The sequence below is a fragment of the Arenibacter algicola genome (assembly GCF_000733925.1).
GTDB lineage: Bacteria > Bacteroidota > Bacteroidia > Flavobacteriales > Flavobacteriaceae > Arenibacter > Arenibacter algicola.
This window is the reverse complement of sequence record NZ_JPOO01000003.1, coordinates 2,271,087-2,285,929: the sequence shown is the minus strand read 5'-3', so window position 1 is coordinate 2,285,929 and position 14,843 is coordinate 2,271,087. Positions and strand designations below refer to the sequence as shown.

Annotated in this window: 15 protein-coding genes; 4 read left to right on the top strand and 11 right to left on the bottom strand. The window is 40.0% G+C overall.

Annotated elements, in window-relative coordinates; translation table 11 throughout:
- Positions 1-57 precede the first annotated feature (57 nt).
- On the top strand, positions 58-1,104 hold the full coding sequence (locus U735_RS0120325; protein ID WP_051892262.1) for an N-acetylmuramoyl-L-alanine amidase family protein: 1,047 nt from the start codon (positions 58-60) through the stop codon (positions 1,102-1,104).
- Positions 1,105-1,110: 6 nt separating this feature from the next.
- Here U735_RS0120325 and U735_RS0120320 read toward each other — a convergent pair whose 3' ends face one another.
- From U735_RS0120320 to U735_RS0120295, 6 genes are all read right to left on the bottom strand, one after another.
- Positions 1,111-1,818: a TIGR04283 family arsenosugar biosynthesis glycosyltransferase gene (locus U735_RS0120320; RefSeq protein ID WP_031445573.1), complete on the bottom strand. Its 708-nt coding sequence runs from the start codon at positions 1,816-1,818 to the stop codon at positions 1,111-1,113.
- Complete coding sequence (locus tag U735_RS0120315; RefSeq protein WP_031445572.1) at positions 1,805-2,560, bottom strand: DUF547 domain-containing protein; 756 nt, start codon at positions 2,558-2,560, stop codon at positions 1,805-1,807. Before U735_RS0120315 ends, U735_RS0120320 begins: the two co-directional genes overlap by 14 nt.
- A 62-nt stretch (positions 2,561-2,622) precedes the next feature.
- Entirely contained in the window at positions 2,623-3,588 is a 966-nt protein-coding gene (gene arsM / locus U735_RS0120310) for an arsenosugar biosynthesis arsenite methyltransferase ArsM (RefSeq protein ID WP_031445571.1), read from the bottom strand.
- A 133-nt stretch (positions 3,589-3,721) separates the two neighbouring features.
- Positions 3,722-4,537 carry a purine-nucleoside phosphorylase gene (locus U735_RS0120305; protein ID WP_031445570.1) on the bottom strand — a complete coding sequence of 272 codons (816 nt, stop codon included), beginning with the start codon at positions 4,535-4,537 and terminating at the stop codon, positions 3,722-3,724.
- 6 nt (positions 4,538-4,543) lie between these two features.
- The gene (locus U735_RS0120300) at positions 4,544-5,155 is read right to left on the bottom strand and encodes a TIGR04282 family arsenosugar biosynthesis glycosyltransferase (RefSeq protein WP_031445569.1); all 612 of its coding nucleotides are present in this window, start codon (positions 5,153-5,155) and stop codon (positions 4,544-4,546) included.
- A gap of 161 nt (positions 5,156-5,316) precedes the next feature.
- Positions 5,317-5,781 (bottom strand): rhodanese-like domain-containing protein, encoded by a 465-nt coding sequence (locus U735_RS0120295; RefSeq protein ID WP_232233294.1) that lies wholly within the window; start codon positions 5,779-5,781, stop codon positions 5,317-5,319.
- Between the two features lie 288 nt (positions 5,782-6,069).
- Between U735_RS0120295 and U735_RS0120290 the strand changes: the two genes are divergently transcribed.
- Positions 6,070-7,005 carry a YitT family protein gene (locus U735_RS0120290; protein WP_034248649.1) on the top strand — a complete coding sequence of 312 codons (936 nt, stop codon included), beginning with the start codon at positions 6,070-6,072 and terminating at the stop codon, positions 7,003-7,005.
- Positions 7,006-7,124: 119 nt separating this feature from the next.
- Positions 7,125-7,748, top strand: a complete 624-nt coding sequence (locus U735_RS0120285; RefSeq protein WP_031445566.1) for a thioredoxin family protein — start codon at positions 7,125-7,127, stop codon at positions 7,746-7,748.
- Here the strand turns inward: U735_RS0120285 and U735_RS0120280 are convergent.
- From U735_RS0120280 to U735_RS0120260, 5 genes are all read right to left on the bottom strand, one after another.
- On the bottom strand, positions 7,725-8,462 hold the full coding sequence (locus U735_RS0120280) for a hypothetical protein (RefSeq protein ID WP_031445565.1): 738 nt from the start codon (positions 8,460-8,462) through the stop codon (positions 7,725-7,727). The genes U735_RS0120285 and U735_RS0120280 overlap by 24 nt on opposite strands.
- A 77-nt stretch (positions 8,463-8,539) precedes the next feature.
- Positions 8,540-9,235, bottom strand: a complete 696-nt coding sequence (gene truB, locus U735_RS0120275; protein WP_031445564.1) for a tRNA pseudouridine(55) synthase TruB — start codon at positions 9,233-9,235, stop codon at positions 8,540-8,542.
- Positions 9,235-10,020, bottom strand: coding sequence for an undecaprenyl-diphosphate phosphatase (locus U735_RS0120270; protein WP_031445563.1), 786 nt, complete (start codon positions 10,018-10,020; stop codon positions 9,235-9,237). The genes truB and U735_RS0120270 overlap by 1 nt, the downstream gene beginning before the upstream one ends.
- 3 nt (positions 10,021-10,023) lie before the next feature.
- Positions 10,024-10,290, bottom strand: a complete 267-nt coding sequence (locus tag U735_RS0120265) for a DUF3098 domain-containing protein (protein ID WP_031445562.1) — start codon at positions 10,288-10,290, stop codon at positions 10,024-10,026.
- A gap of 9 nt (positions 10,291-10,299) precedes the next feature.
- Positions 10,300-11,178: a cell division protein FtsX gene (locus tag U735_RS0120260; protein WP_031445561.1), complete on the bottom strand. Its 879-nt coding sequence runs from the start codon at positions 11,176-11,178 to the stop codon at positions 10,300-10,302.
- A 353-nt stretch (positions 11,179-11,531) separates the two neighbouring features.
- On the opposite strand from U735_RS0120260, the gene leuS reads away from it, so the two are divergent.
- Positions 11,532-14,801 (top strand): leucine--tRNA ligase, encoded by a 3,270-nt coding sequence (gene leuS / locus U735_RS0120255; protein WP_031445560.1) that lies wholly within the window; start codon positions 11,532-11,534, stop codon positions 14,799-14,801.
- Positions 14,802-14,843: the final 42 nt, after the last annotated feature.

Genomic DNA, 14,843 nt, shown 5'->3' with positions numbered 1-14,843 from the left:
TGGATTGTTTTTGGAATTGGGCAGTATTTTTGATAATATTTGTACAAAATATACATCGTGTCTGCCAAAAGAACTTTTATTTTATCGTGGATCGGGGCTTTAATATGGCTCCCTTTAATTTCCCAAACTTCGGTTAAAACCGTAATTGCGGAAAGGGGAGATGGTATTTATTCCATTCTCAGGAAACAAGGGATGAATCCGGTTAGGCATTACGGACATTTTGTAGATCTTAATCAAGATAATTTACGGGATAGTATGCATCTTTATGAGGGACGGGAATACATTATACCTCCCGTACCTGTAGATACAGTTCCCATAGAAGAATCCGTTGTAAAAAAGGCCACCGAAATTAAAACGGTATCCAATATCCTCAACGATGATATTTTTGGTAAGGATTACGCTTCCACGGAAATAAAAAGTAATAAGTTAGAGGGTGCCATCTATTATTTAATATCGGGTCACGGCGGACCGGACCCTGGTGCCATTGAAAAATATGAGGGCAAAATTATAGCCGAGGACGAGTATGCCTATGATATTACGCTGCGTTTGGCCAAGGAGCTTATATCCCATGGGGCCAAGACCTACATTATTATCAGGGATTCCAATGATGGCATAAGGGATCAGCGCGTTCTGGAAATAGATAGGGATGAGGTGGCCTATCCCAATGAGGAAATACCTTTAAACCAATTATTGCGGTTAAAGCAGCGTGTTGATATAGTGAACAAACTCTATAAGGAAAATGCTGGTAAATATCAAAGGTTAATAGTGACCCATGTAGATAGTCGTAGCAGGGGACAGAATATAGACGTCTTTTTCTATCATCATGAGAACAGTAAGAACGGCAAGCGATTGGCGGAAAGTATCCATGAGACTTTTTTAAATAAATACAGACAATATCAACCCAATAGGAACTATGAAGGTACCTTTGCAGACCGAAGTGGGTTATATTTGGTCAAGAACACCTTGCCGGCTATGGCCTATATAGAAATTGGGAATATTAAAAACAAAAAGGACCAAAAGCGAATCTTGGACCCTGACAATAGACAAGCCCTTGCCAAATGGATTTCAGAAGGGGTCTTATTGGATTTTGACACTAAAAATTAAGGAAATTTAAGAGGCAATATTTTTATTGTAATAGCGGTACAATTGGTCGGGGCCAACACCCAGCAAATTCTTCAGGTGGATTATCCCAAAATGATATTGTAATTTAAGGGTTCCAATCTGTTCATATTTTCTGGCCGAGGTTACTACATGTTGCGGCAATACCTTGAATTTTGATGTTTTGTAAAGGCGGCCGATAAATTCCGTATCCTCGTAGATAATATACTTCTCATTAAAGCCTCCTGTTTTTTGGAAAAGGTCCTTGAGAACAAATAGAGATTGGTCACCGCCCCTACATAGTTGGTTGTTTATTCTGCTAAACCAGGCGAAGAATCGTAAAAACTTTTTGGAGGTATCAAACTTCATCCTAAAGCAACCCGAAGACATATTGTTATGAATTGCATTTAGAATATAAAGGTCAAAATTTTTTGGCGGATAGGTGTCGGCATGCAAAAAGTAAAGGACATGGCCTGTGGCCAATTCCGCGCCCTTGTTCATTTGTTTTGCACGCCCCATTTCTGAGGTTATGGTCTTTGCCCCCAAAGTTTTTGCCAAGCTTGGGGTGCCATCCGTACTGCCGCCATCAACCACAATTATTTCCTTGATGTTCTTGGGACTGCTGTTCTTTTTTAAATGTTCTAACAAATGGCCAATATGGGCAGCCTCATTTAGGGTTGGGATTATGATGCTCAGGGTTATGGAATTACTCAATTTCATTTAGTCCCCAATTATAGTTCAAATAACTTATTTTGGTATCGGAAGTCAATTTTTGGGAGGCATACTTATTAAGGTAATCTATTAAGGAGCCATTTTTGGTGAAATCTTTTTTGTACCAGTTAAAAATTTCGGACAGGGAGGCTTTTTCCTTTGTGAGCACATTTCTTTTGGGGTCGTTTATAAAATCTATGGCCGTTTGTTCCAGAAGTTTTTCAAGATTGGTAGCAGTAAAAGCCGTGTTCAATAATTTTGGACAGGAAAAAGAGGCGCAGTTAATGGCAAAATGAATTCGCGGTTCATCCATTTTGCGTAGTATTTTGTGTTCCAGATTGCCCAAAGAAATCTTCTCAGTACCCATTTGCACTATATCTTTCCCCCAAGGATTTTTTATGTCCTTAATACTTTTGGTAGGATAATTGTCCAAAATAAGTTTTACGGTAGCGGCATTGTAAAGGTTAATGTAATAAGCAAGTTTTTCGGGTTTGTGTGCCTTATCCGTTGACTGGTTCTTGGCCAAATAATCCAAATAATCCTGTAAGGCATTTATATCCTGCGCAAAGCCTTTATAGTCAACATTTCCTGTATCGTCTACATGCTTTTTAAGTAAAATATCCCATTGGGAATGGTCTAATTGCCAAACCATATCCATGGGAAAATTTTCAATAGACCTTGGTAAAGGCACAAAACTAACAACACTTTTCGTTAGTAGAAGGATCAGAAGTATCGATAATTTAAGATGCATGGAAATATTATTTACCTCTAATTAGTGTGCCCGGCCCATTAAACCTTACATCAATATCATGATTAACAGCAGCCTCCACCATTATAATGCCAAGTACTGTTACTTATATGAATTTCGGCATTGCTTTTTTCTAAGGCAGCTGCAGTTTTGTCACATACCGCCAGAGGCTGGTTTTGCATTAGAACATGGCCGTTTTCATCATCAAAATATTCTTCATTACCGTAATAAATGGCTGTTTTGCCTGTAAAAACGCAGGGGCCATCTTGGGGCATGGGGTCTTTTATCGCGGCAATTTCAATAGACTCAATAAAGATTAAATCCTCCGTAGGATAGTGATTGGGAGAGAGAACGCGGTAAGATTTTCGCGCCCTAATTTCAATGGTTCCAAAACCGGCATCCGTCAATACCTTTATGTACTCTTTCAAAGGGATACTACCGCTTAAACACAGAGCCCTTAGTCGGTCATCGTTACGCAGGGTTTCGTTCATAGGCTGTTCACATATGGGGTCGCTCATAACCAATCTTCCATGAGGTTTTAATACGCGATACATTTCCGCAACCGCTTTCTTCAACTCTTCCGTCTTAAAGATGTTAAACAGACAGTTCTGAGCCGCAACATCAATACTTTCGTCCTCAATAGGCAGGTGTAGGGCATCTCCTTTTACCAAGTTTACAAACTCGCTCTTGAACCATGGGTTTTCCTGTTCCGCAATTTTGAAGTTTTCTTTGGAAGCTTCCAGCATCTCATCCACAACATCAACTCCAGTTACCCCGCCTACTTGCCTGGAAAAATATGAAAATTGTAACAACTCCATTCCACCTCCGACCCCTACATATAGCACCTTTGGATTGTTGACCAGATCCTGGGCAGAAACCGTACTTCCACAACCGTAGTTCATCTTCTGCATAATTTTTGGGATGGACAATCCTGGGAATTGCCAAATTGGATTGGTGGTACAGCACAGTCCAACATCTGGGGTCAATGCCGCATTCTTATATAATTCATTTGTTGCTTCTAAATAACTCATGTCTGTATGCTTAAAAATTTGTCCTCAGGATTATGATTTTTTTTCTTCACTACTCACTACTCACTACTCACTACTCACTACTCACTACTCACTACTCACTACTCACTACTCACTACTCACTACTCACTACTAATTATATTACCTTGATCAGTTCCCTAAATAATTTTATCATTTTTGGTTCCGTTTTCCCTGCAATGGCAATTATCTCTGCAATATTTACGGGTTTTAGATTGTCAGGGTCACATTCGTCCGTTAGTACGGATACGGCCACTACCGGCAATTTTAGGTGATTGGCCACAATTACCTCTGGCACGGTGCTCATTCCTACGGCATCGGCCCCAATAATTTTTAGCATTCGGTATTCTGCCTTGGTTTCCAGTTGAGGTCCAACAACAGAAGCGTAAACCCCCTTCTGCAGGCTTATGTTTTCCTTTTCGGCTATTTTTTCCAAACTTTTGCGCATAGGAACGTCATATGGCTCACTCATATCGGTAAAACGATCTCCAAATTGGCTCACGTTTTTAAATGCTAAGGGAGATCCACCTTGAAGGTTAATGTGGTCTTCGATGAGCATAAGGTCACCTTTCTTAAAATCTTGGTTTATGGCCCCGGCAGCATTGGATATAAATAGTTTTTTTATTCCCAGCATTTCCATTACCCTAATAGGGTAGGTAACGTCCAAAAGGTCATATCCTTCGTAAAAGTGGAACCTTCCCTGCATTACTACAACTTTTTTGCCCTCCAAGATTCCATAGATTAATTTACCGGAATGGAATTCTACGGTAGCCAAGGGAAAATAGGGAATATGGTTGTAATGTGCTTCTATAGGATTCTCAATTTCATCTGCCAGTTTGCCCAAACCTGTTCCCAGTACAATGCCAATTTCAGGAGCTTCAAAGCCTTTTCCTATTAGATAATCAGTAGATTCCTTAAGTAGTTTACCTGTCATATAATTTCAATTTTTTAAAAAGGTTCGGAAGATTTCAATATCCTTGATATCTTCAAAATAGTCAATATCGTTTTTAGGAGCTAACAGGCTGTAGTTTTTATTTTTCAAATCCTCTAAGGTGGCCTTCAATACAGTATCAGTGCCCCAGGTTTTATCTTTAAACAGATTGGGGCTCAAGACTTTCATCCCCAATAAATAATAGCCGCCATCAATGGCAGGACCTATTACATAATCATGCTGATCCAATAATTGAAAGGCTTCCAACAAATCATTTTCGTTCAAATCGTACATATCACTTCCAATGATAATTATTCTTTCATGGCCTGCATTAAATCCCTCTTTAAAGGCATTGTACATGCGCTCTCCCAAGTCATTGCCGGATTGTACTTTTTTTTCATAAACGGATTTATCCCAAATATCATTTTCCCATATATCATCGGAATAGCAAACCCATTTCCTGAAATTTAAACCCTGGGTAATATTCTTGGTGTGATCAAGTAAAAATTTATATATGTTTAGGGCAATCCCGTCGCCCACTGTTGCCGCTAATCTGGTTTTGCACTTGCCCAGTTCGGGATTGCGTGTAAATATGATAAGCAAATCTTTGCGGTGGTTCATTTTGACTATCGAATATCTCTTTAATATAATGGACTTGAACTTAATGGTCGTTATGGGTTGGTGTTCATTACTTAATTATAGGTTGGAAATTGAGAATTTGATGGGATATGCCCTTTTCCTACCCTCTAGGCCCGGATAATGCCTTTAGTCATTATAGGTTTTTAGTTGTTGTGTTTTCTGTGTCCATAAACTTTAGTGGCATTGTTCAACATTTTGCCCCAATGCCTGTTATAGGCATGCACCCTATCCGTTTCTTGTCCAATGGAATCATAAACGGGAAAACCCTTAATTTTCCATTCAAAAATACCGCCATAAAGGTTGTAGACTTCGGTATAGCCTTTTTTTAAAAGCTTTTCCCCAACTTTTTCAGATCGAACCCCTATGGAACAATAGACAACGATAGGCTTATTTTTGTTGGGAACAATCGATATTATTTTGTCCACATCAGGATTCCTATTGCCCACCCATACGGCCTTTGCTAAATGGCTTACCTCAAATTCCTCTTTTTCTCTGGTGTCCAAGAGCAGAAACGGGGTATTTCCCCTTAAGTTTTCCGCTGTTATATAAGGCACGCTCTTATTGTTGAACTTCCTTAAAGCTTGGTCTATCTCACTTTGACCGCGCATTGCGCAAAGGCAAAAAAGGCTTATAAGTATATGGAACAGATTTTTCATGGGAAGTTATAATCGCTTGGTAAAGATAGTATATTGGTAGCATAACCATGTGGGAGAATCAGTGGGGTGCAAATTAAATTCATTTATGACCCAAGGGATCTCCATTATTAAAATTTGATTTTCTAATTTCACAGCGCAGTAATTACGCAGTTTGTTTTCTTTTAAAACATTGAATTTTTTATGGAAGGCAGCGTTATAATCTGTCTTTGTTTTTAATAAATCTTATTTTAATTTTAGAATATGCCCGATAAAAAGAAAAAGAGTCATGACTTTAGATCCAACCTCTATTCCTATTGGAAGAAATCCCGGAGGTTTAGGGTTGGGATTTTTGCGGACATACATGATGCCCTGTTTATAATTGCGGGGATTTTTTCTGCAGCCTTTGGTTTGGAGAGTTTTCTATTGCCCAATAGCTTTATTGATGGTGGGGCAACGGGAATTTCACTTTTGATCTCCGAAATCTCGTCAATACCCTTATACATATTGATTATTCTTGTTAATATTCCATTTATATTTCTTGGTTTTAAGGTGATAGGCAAACAATTTGCCATCAAGGCCTCTTTGGCAATTATTGGTCTGGCCATAGTTTTGGCCACGGTACACTTCCCGGAAGTGACAGAGGACAAACTGTTGGTAGCGGTTTTTGGAGGTTTCTTCCTGGGGGCCGGAATAGGTCTTTCCATTAGGGGAGGTGGTGTCTTGGATGGCACTGAAGTACTGGCCATTTATCTGAGCAGGAAATTAAGGACCAAAATTGGGGATAATATTATTGTGATAAATATTATAATATTCTTGGCGGCTGCCTATTTCCTTTCTTTGGAGACAGCCCTTTATTCCATGTTGACCTATTTATCGGCTTCGAAAACTTTGGATTTCGTGGTGGATGGGATCGAGGAGTACACTGGGGTCACAATCATTTCTGCCCGTAGTGAGGAGATTAGACTAATGATTACGGAAAAACTAGGAAGGGGCCTTACCATTTATAAGGGTCATGGCGGTTACGGCAAGAGTGGTGTCCACAATGAGTACGACATTATTTATGCCGTAATTACCAGATTGGAGATTAGTAAATTAAACACCGAACTGGAAAAGATAGACCCAAACGCTTTTGTTGTCATGAATAGTATAAATGACACTAAAGGTGGGATGATCAAAAAACGGGCTTTGAACCACTAATATTTCCCTTTACCATTTGTCTATGTAAGTATTGCATGGGTTATACTACCAATGTAACTATTGTTACCAAATGCTGCCTTGGGAAGGGCTAATTTTGAAGCAAATAGTTTTTACATTTTATGGAACAAACAATACGGAAAACAAAACAACAATTGGTTCGGGAGGGTATAAACTCTTCCATGGCTTATTTAGATTACAGGTTAATGGTAACCAATTTGGCTTTGGAGGGAAAATCCACTGGATCAATAGAAAGTCAGGAACATAATGATTTTACACGTCTGAACGATCAACGAATGAAACGTTTGGACAAAACCATTAAGATTGATGCTGATTCCGAGGCCAAAATAAAAGGGATAGTAAAAAAAACTACCTGGTTGGTGCTTACTGAGAGTTGGTGTGGCGATGCTGCCCAGACACTACCTGTAATGAATAAGATTACGGATTTAAACAAGAATATTTCGTTACGACTTGTATTGCGCGATGAAAATCTGGACCTAATGGAGCAGTTTTTGTCCAATGGGGCTATGGCCATTCCAAAACTGATTTCCATTGATGATACTACGGGCAAGGTTATAGGGGAATGGGGTTCCCGGCCCTCCATTGCTGCCAAAATGGTGCAGGACTACAAAAGTAAGCACGGGAAGTTGACGGCAGAATTTAAACAGGATCTACAGCTCTGGTATAATAAGGATAAGGGACAAAATACCGTGAGCGACCTTTTATCTTTGCTTTTCTTGGAATAGATAGGTAATGGTGCCCATTTGTTCAGCCTTTTCTCCAGTATTAAATTTGGATTTTAAGGCGTATTCAATGGCGTTATCCACAAGACAGCCATTCAGGGTACTGGAACTTTTTTTGTTTACATCGGCCTCTATGACCTTTCCTAGTGGGTCGACCTTAATATTAATGACTACTTTACCCCCTTCTATACAGGTGTAAATGGGTATGGGAAGGCTGGTATGCCTTCTGTCCACCAAGGAGTAGGAAATGGAAGTTCTTCTTTTGGCCAAATTGTTGGTCATTACTTCCTTACTGGCTTCCTTTTCTCCCAATAGTTCTTGTTTTTCCCTTCTTCTCTTGGCCAATTCCTTTACTCTTGCGGCATATTCTGAGTCGGAGCTAAGATAGTCCGTAGGATCATCACTATCGGAGGACAGCTCTTGTTCTTCCAATATTTCCTCCAATGTTTTGAGTGGTTCAGGATTGCCGAAACTTGGTTTATTGGCCTCATTATAGGCCATATGACTTTTAACGGGATCTGCCTTGGCCATTTCTTGCATTTCCTTTAATTCTTCTTCAATTGGCTTTTCTAGATCCTCCTCTTCCAACAAACTTAATTCAATAACATACTCTTCTTTTTCTTCCTGTCCCAAATGGATGTTGTATAAACCCAACACCACCAAGGCCATGGAAAAGAATGTTATTAAGAAAGAAAGTTGTTTACGGTTTAAATTCATAGTGATATAACCACGTTTTATCAAAAATATTTCAAATTATCGACGAACGGTTAGGTTACCACTTGTAATATCGAAGTTTAACTGTCGATTTGCAGTAATTTACCAAATTCCTCGGGGGTTATGGCTTTATTTACGTTGTAATCCCCTATTTTGGTTCTTTTCAACGAGGATAAATGCGCTCCGGATTGCAGTGCTTTTCCAAAATCATGCGCCAAAGATCTAATATAGGTGCCTTTACTGCAGACCACCCTAAACTGTACCATTGGCAGTTCTATAGAGGTAATTTCAAATTCTGTAATGGTGACCCCTCTTTTTTTTATCTCTACTTCCTTACCTTCCCTGGCGTACTCGTAAAGTCTTTTGCCGTCTTTTTTTAGAGCCGAGAAAACGGGTGGAATTTGTTCTATGTCCCCTATAAATTTGGCAGTAGTATTGTGGATCAATTCATTGGTAATATGATCTATGGGGAAGTTTTCGTTTATTTCGGTTTCCAGATCATAGGACGGGGTTGTGCCGCCAAGGGTAATAGTTCCCGTATATTCTTTTTCCTGACCCTGTAGTTCGTTTATGGTTTTGGTGGCTTTTCCTGTACAGATGAGTAATAATCCTGTCGCCAACGGATCCAGGGTCCCGGCATGGCCTATCTTAATTTTTTTAAGTTGAAATTTCTTTCTGATTTTCCATTTTAAGGAATTGACAGCCTGGAAAGATGACCAACCAAGCGGTTTGTCTATCAATAATACCTGCCCCTCTAAAAAGTCTTCCTTTGTCATTACATTACCGTTAACGGACTTATAAAATAATGGATGACAATGATTGCGATGCCTACTACTATTCTGTAGTAGCCAAATATCTTAAAGCCGTGTTTGCTCAAATACCCAATAAAGGTCTTAATTGCGAAAAGGGCCACTATAAAACCAACTACGTTTCCTATAATCAATAGGTTTATTTGTTCGGTGGTAAGGGTAAAGCCGGCATCGTAATAGTCATAACTCTTTTTAAGGGTAGCCCCCAACATGGTGGGCAAGGCCAGAAAGAATGAAAATTCTGCCGCTGCAGTCCTGGTTAGTTTTTGGGTCATACCTCCAACAATACTGGCACCACTTCTGGATACACCAGGAATCATTGCCAAACACTGGAAGAGTCCAATTTTAAAAGCCGTAGCATATGAAATATCGGTGTTCTCCGAATTTCCGAATAACTCATCCACTCTAAGAAGGATCAATCCCCCTATGACCAAGGAAAAGGCCACTACAAGCGGACTTTCCAGTAAGGCATCTATTACGTCACTCAAGAGCAGGCCCAAGACCACCGCAGGAATAAAAGCGACCAATAGCTTATAATAAAAATCGATGCTTTGGAAGAATCGCTTAAAGTACAGTACCACAACAGAAAGTATGGTGCCCAATTGGATAACGATAGTAAATAATTTGGTGAAATCTTCCTGTGCAATACCAAAAAAGGAAGATGTAATAATCATGTGTCCAGTTGAAGAAACCGGTAAATACTCGGTTATGCCTTCAATAATGGCAAGTATAATAGCCTCAAATATGTCCAAAATTTATTTCTTCTTATGCGGATTCAACAGAATGGCGTAAACTTCTATTCCCAGGCCTATCAACACCAATGTAGGGGCCAAGCGTATTCTTCTGAAATTATAAATCTCAGGATTAAAAACATTGGGATCGTCACTTCCGCCACCGCTCATAAGGATAAATCCTAGGCTAATCAATGCCAAACCAATAAACATAAAAAGGTAATTTTTCTTCTGAAAAATAAATTCCTGTCTAGGCTTTTGTGGTTGATTACTATTTTGTTTTTTACTCATGCCGCAAAGTTAATAATATAAATCGTCTGTTCTAAGATTTAAGAAACGTTGTGTTGCAAAAAATGTGCTAATAAAGGAAATCAAGACCCCTAAAAAGAAGACACTTGCAAAAAGAAATACCAAAATTGTCGGGTCTTGAAAAAGGTTGAGCTCCGGAAAATTTATATCTACATAATATATTACAAAGCCTAGTGCAATTAAGGCTATGACCGCTCCAAGAACCCCCAGTTTAATGTTGGTCCAAATAAAGGGTCTGCGTATAAAAGTCTTAGTGGCCCCAACCATTTGCATGGTTTTTATGATAAAGCGCTTGGAGTAAATGGAAAGTCGGATGGAACTGTTGATCAATAAGACCGCGATAAAAGTAAAAACGCCACTGGCGACCAGTATCCAGAAACTAATTTTTTTTACATTATCGTTTAACAGTGTAATCAAAGGTTTGTCGTAGCTTACTTCTTCAATATAGTCCCTACTGGAAATCTCCTCTGCTATTTCGGCAATCTTCTCTGTAGAAACATAATCGGCCTTAAGTTGCACATCTATGGAGTTCTTAAGTGGGTTATACCCCAAGAAATCCAAAAAATTCTCTCCAATTTCCTCACTGTGCTGTTCTGCTGCCTGTTCCTTGGAAACATAGGTGGCTTTTTTGGTATATTCTGCCATGGCCAAGCTTTTTTGCAATTGGTCAACCTCTACTTCTTTGGCATTGTCCTTAAGAAATACGGATATAGTGATCTGTTCTTTAAAATGATCGGCCAGTTTCTTGGTATTCAGTACCAAAAGTCCCAATATACCCAATAGAAAAAGTACCAAGCCAATACTTAGGACCACAGAAAAATAAGAGGAGATAAGCTTTCTTTTTTGAAAACGTTCAAAAGATGTACTCATAGTTGAAAATCAATATGTAAAAATAGGAAAGTAAATTGAATTAGAAATGGTTGAGGCTTGTTTCATAATCAATTTCAATATAAAGTGTTGTCCTACGAAATTTCAGTGTTTGGGAAATTCAATTGCAATTTTTGTCCTTGCCAGTAGTAGGGCAATGAATATTCCAGGCACAAAAGTTTAATGCTGCTATCTCTAGGGGTGGTTTATATGATACGATCAATGCAGCACTTTTGCTTTGGTAGGTATGTCGATAATATCTTTTTGCTTTCATAGATTAAACTTATTTTTGCCCTGCATTAAATAAATGGAGTGTGTACCCTTAGTGCGCCGGATTTAAAGACAAACAATATAGGATGACTTACGATTTCAGGAAGATTGAAGAAAAGTGGCAGAGATTTTGGGCTGAAAACCACACTTTTAAAGCAGAAAATGATTCCCAAAAGGAAAAGTTTTATGTACTGGATATGTTTCCCTATCCTTCAGGTGCCGGTTTGCATGTAGGGCATCCCTTGGGTTATATAGCCAGCGATATTTATGCTCGTTATAAGAGGCACAAAGGATTTAATGTACTGCATCCAATGGGGTACGATTCTTTTGGACTGCCTGCGGAGCAATATGCCATTCAGACAGGACAGCATCCAGCCATTACCACAGAGGCCAATATCAACAGATATAGGGAGCAGTTGGATAAAATTGGCTTTTCTTTTGATTGGAGTCGGGAAGTACGTACCTCCGATCCCAATTATTACAAATGGACACAGTGGATATTTATCCAACTTTTTAATTCTTGGTACAATAAGGACAACGATAAGGCGGAAGATATTTCCAGTCTGATCGCTATTTTTGAAAAAGAGGGCAACCAAAGTGTAAATGCTGTTTGTGATGAAGATGTAACCCTATTTTCGGCAGCCGATTGGAAAGCCTTTACAATAAAGGAACAACAGGAAGTTTTATTGGAATATAGGTTAACGTATTTGGCGGAGACCGAAGTGAATTGGTGTCCGGCCTTGGGTACGGTTTTAGCAAACGACGAGATTGTCAATGGAGTTTCCGAGCGAGGGGGCCATCCTGTTATGCGTAAAAAAATGACCCAGTGGAGTATGCGTATCTCCGCCTATGCCCAGAGGTTGTTGGACGATTTGGCTATGGTAGATTGGCCACAGCCCTTAAAGGACTCCCAAACCAATTGGATAGGCAGGTCAGAAGGGGCAGAAGTTACGTTTAGGGTCCTCCCCCCTGCCCCCTCCCAAGGAGGGGGGGCGGATTCGTCTTCACCAAAATTTCATACGGCCGATTCTGACATTTACGGAGTTTTATTGGAAAGGGCTCAAGAAATGCGTAAGAATCCCACAAAGGCTGAAGCTTTACTATGGGAAGCTCTAAGAAATAGAAATTTGAATTCGAAATTTAGGAGACAGCATCCAATTTCTAGGTATATAGTTGATTTCGTTTGCCTTGAAAAGGAATTGATCGTGGAGGTTGATGGAGAAATTCACCAATATCAATTGAACGAGGATGCGGAAAGGCAATTGTTGTTGGAACAGAAAAAAGGCTATACCGTAATAAGGTTTACCAATGATGAAGTACTCAACAATATTGATGAGGTAATTTCAAAAATTGAGACGGTACTAAACTCCCCCTCCTTGGGAGGGGGCCGGGGGGAGGTCAATTCGAAAGAAATGGAAATTTCGGTTTTCACCACTCGGCCCGATACCATTTTTGGGGTAAGTTTTATGACCTTGGCCCCGGAGCACGAATTGGTTGCCAAAATAACCACTTCTGAGCAAGAGGAGGAAGTGGAGGCGTATATTGCGGCTACGGCCAAACGCAGTGAGCGCGATCGTATGGCCGATGTAAAGACCATTACGGGAGCCTTTACGGGAGCTTATGCGGAACACCCATTTAGCAAGGAGCCCATTCCAATTTGGATAGGGGATTATGTGTTGGCCGGTTATGGTACTGGGGCGGTAATGTCCGTTCCCTGTGGAGATCAACGCGATTACGATTTTGCGAAGCATTTCAATATTCCCATTCCCAATATTTTTGAAGGAGTGGACATTTCCGAAGAGGCCTTTACTGATAAGGAAAAGACCGTTATTGCCAATTCCGACTTCTTAAATGGACTACCTTATAAAAAGGCCGTAAAACGTGTCATTTTCGAATTGGAAAAATTGGAACAGGGAATAGGAAAGATCAACTACAGGTTGCGCGATGCCGTATTTAGTCGCCAACGCTATTGGGGGGAGCCATTTCCAGTATACTATGTGGACGGAATGCCCCAAATGATCAGTGCGGAGCATTTGCCTATTGTATTACCTGAAGTTGAAAAATACTTACCTACTGAAACCGGGGAGCCCCCATTGGGCAATGCCACGGTTTGGGCCTGGGACGTAGAGAAGTCGGCAGTGGTAAGTAATGAGTTAATAGATCATAAAACCATATTTCCATTGGAGTTGAATACCATGCCAGGTTGGGCGGGAAGTTCGTACTACTTTAACCGTTATATGGATCCCAATAATGGAAATGACATATTTTCCAGAGAGGCAATTGACTATTGGAAGGATGTGGACTTATATATTGGGGGTAGTGAACATGCTACCGGACATTTGCTGTACAGCCGTTTCTGGCAGAAGTTTTTGTTCGATAAAGGCATCGTGCCAAAACCCGAGTTTGCCAAGAAATTGATCAATCAGGGGATGATTACGGGAACCAGTGCTTTTGTCTATAGGTTGGAAGGTGAAAATACCCTGGTATCGAAAAACTTGATAGGAATAGACAACAAAACGGTACAACCACTTCATGTAGATGTGGCTTTGGTTAATCCATCAGATGAATTGGATTTGATAAAGTTCAAGGAAAATCCTCTTTATGCCGATTTTAAGGATGCCGAGTTTATTTTGGAGGACGGGAAATATATTGTAGGTCGCGAGGTAGAGAAAATGTCCAAGTCCAAATACAATGTGGTAAGTCCGGATAGTATCTGTCAGGAGTACGGAGCAGATTCCCTGCGTTTGTACGAGATGTTCCTAGGGCCATTGGAGCAATCCAAACCTTGGAATACTGCGGGTATTACAGGGGTCCACAGTTTTCTTAAGAAAATGTGGCGTTTGTTCCACGGGGGAAATGAAGGAGCTTTTACTGTGACCGATGCCGAACCTACAGCAGATAATTTAAAGACTTTGCACAAGACTATCAAGAAGGTAGAGGAGGATATAGAAAATTTCTCCTTTAATACCTCGGTGGCTACCTTTATGATATGTGTAAACGAGTTGGCCGCCCAAAAATGTAATAGTAAAAAAATATTGGAACCGTTGGCCCTGTTGGTCTCACCATATGCTCCGCATATAGCGGAGGAACTTTGGAGTAAATTGGGACACACGACCTCTATAGCAACTGCCCCATTCCCTAAATTTGAAGGGAAGTATTTGGTAGAGAGTAGTAAGGAGTATCCTATTTCTTTCAATGGAAAAGTACGCTTTAAATTGGAATTGCCGGCAGATCTTTCCAAAGAGGAAATTGAGGCTGCCGTTATGGCCAATGACAAAACACAGGAACAACTCCAGGGGCGTGCCCCTAAAAAGGTGATTGTGGTCCCAGGAAAAATTGTCAATATAGTTGGATAAGGAGATTGTTCCAGGGCTTAAGTTGATTTTGGTAATAGTATT

What these genes read in the sequence shown, in the direction of transcription:
- U735_RS0120320 (WP_031445573.1), bottom strand. Translation starts at nt 1,818, where the DNA reads ATGAAATTGAGTAATTCCATAACCCTGAGCATCATAATCCCAACCCTA.
- U735_RS0120315 (WP_031445572.1), bottom strand. Translation starts at nt 2,560, where the DNA reads ATGCATCTTAAATTATCGATACTTCTGATCCTTCTACTAACGAAAAGT.
- arsM (WP_031445571.1), bottom strand. Translation starts at nt 3,588, where the DNA reads ATGAGTTATTTAGAAGCAACAAATGAATTATATAAGAATGCGGCATTG.
- U735_RS0120305 (WP_031445570.1), bottom strand. Translation starts at nt 4,537, where the DNA reads ATGACAGGTAAACTACTTAAGGAATCTACTGATTATCTAATAGGAAAA.
- U735_RS0120300 (WP_031445569.1), bottom strand. Translation starts at nt 5,155, where the DNA reads ATGAACCACCGCAAAGATTTGCTTATCATATTTACACGCAATCCCGAA.
- U735_RS0120295 (WP_232233294.1), bottom strand. Translation starts at nt 5,781, where the DNA reads ATGCGCGGTCAAAGTGAGATAGACCAAGCTTTAAGGAAGTTCAACAAT.
- U735_RS0120290 (WP_034248649.1), top strand. Translation starts at nt 6,070, where the DNA reads ATGCCCGATAAAAAGAAAAAGAGTCATGACTTTAGATCCAACCTCTAT.
- U735_RS0120285 (WP_031445566.1), top strand. Translation starts at nt 7,125, where the DNA reads ATGGAACAAACAATACGGAAAACAAAACAACAATTGGTTCGGGAGGGT.
- U735_RS0120280 (WP_031445565.1), bottom strand. Translation starts at nt 8,462, where the DNA reads ATGAATTTAAACCGTAAACAACTTTCTTTCTTAATAACATTCTTTTCC.
- truB (WP_031445564.1), bottom strand. Translation starts at nt 9,235, where the DNA reads ATGACAAAGGAAGACTTTTTAGAGGGGCAGGTATTATTGATAGACAAA.
- U735_RS0120265 (WP_031445562.1), bottom strand. Translation starts at nt 10,290, where the DNA reads ATGAGTAAAAAACAAAATAGTAATCAACCACAAAAGCCTAGACAGGAA.
- U735_RS0120260 (WP_031445561.1), bottom strand. Translation starts at nt 11,178, where the DNA reads ATGAGTACATCTTTTGAACGTTTTCAAAAAAGAAAGCTTATCTCCTCT.
- leuS (WP_031445560.1), top strand. Translation starts at nt 11,532, where the DNA reads ATGACTTACGATTTCAGGAAGATTGAAGAAAAGTGGCAGAGATTTTGG.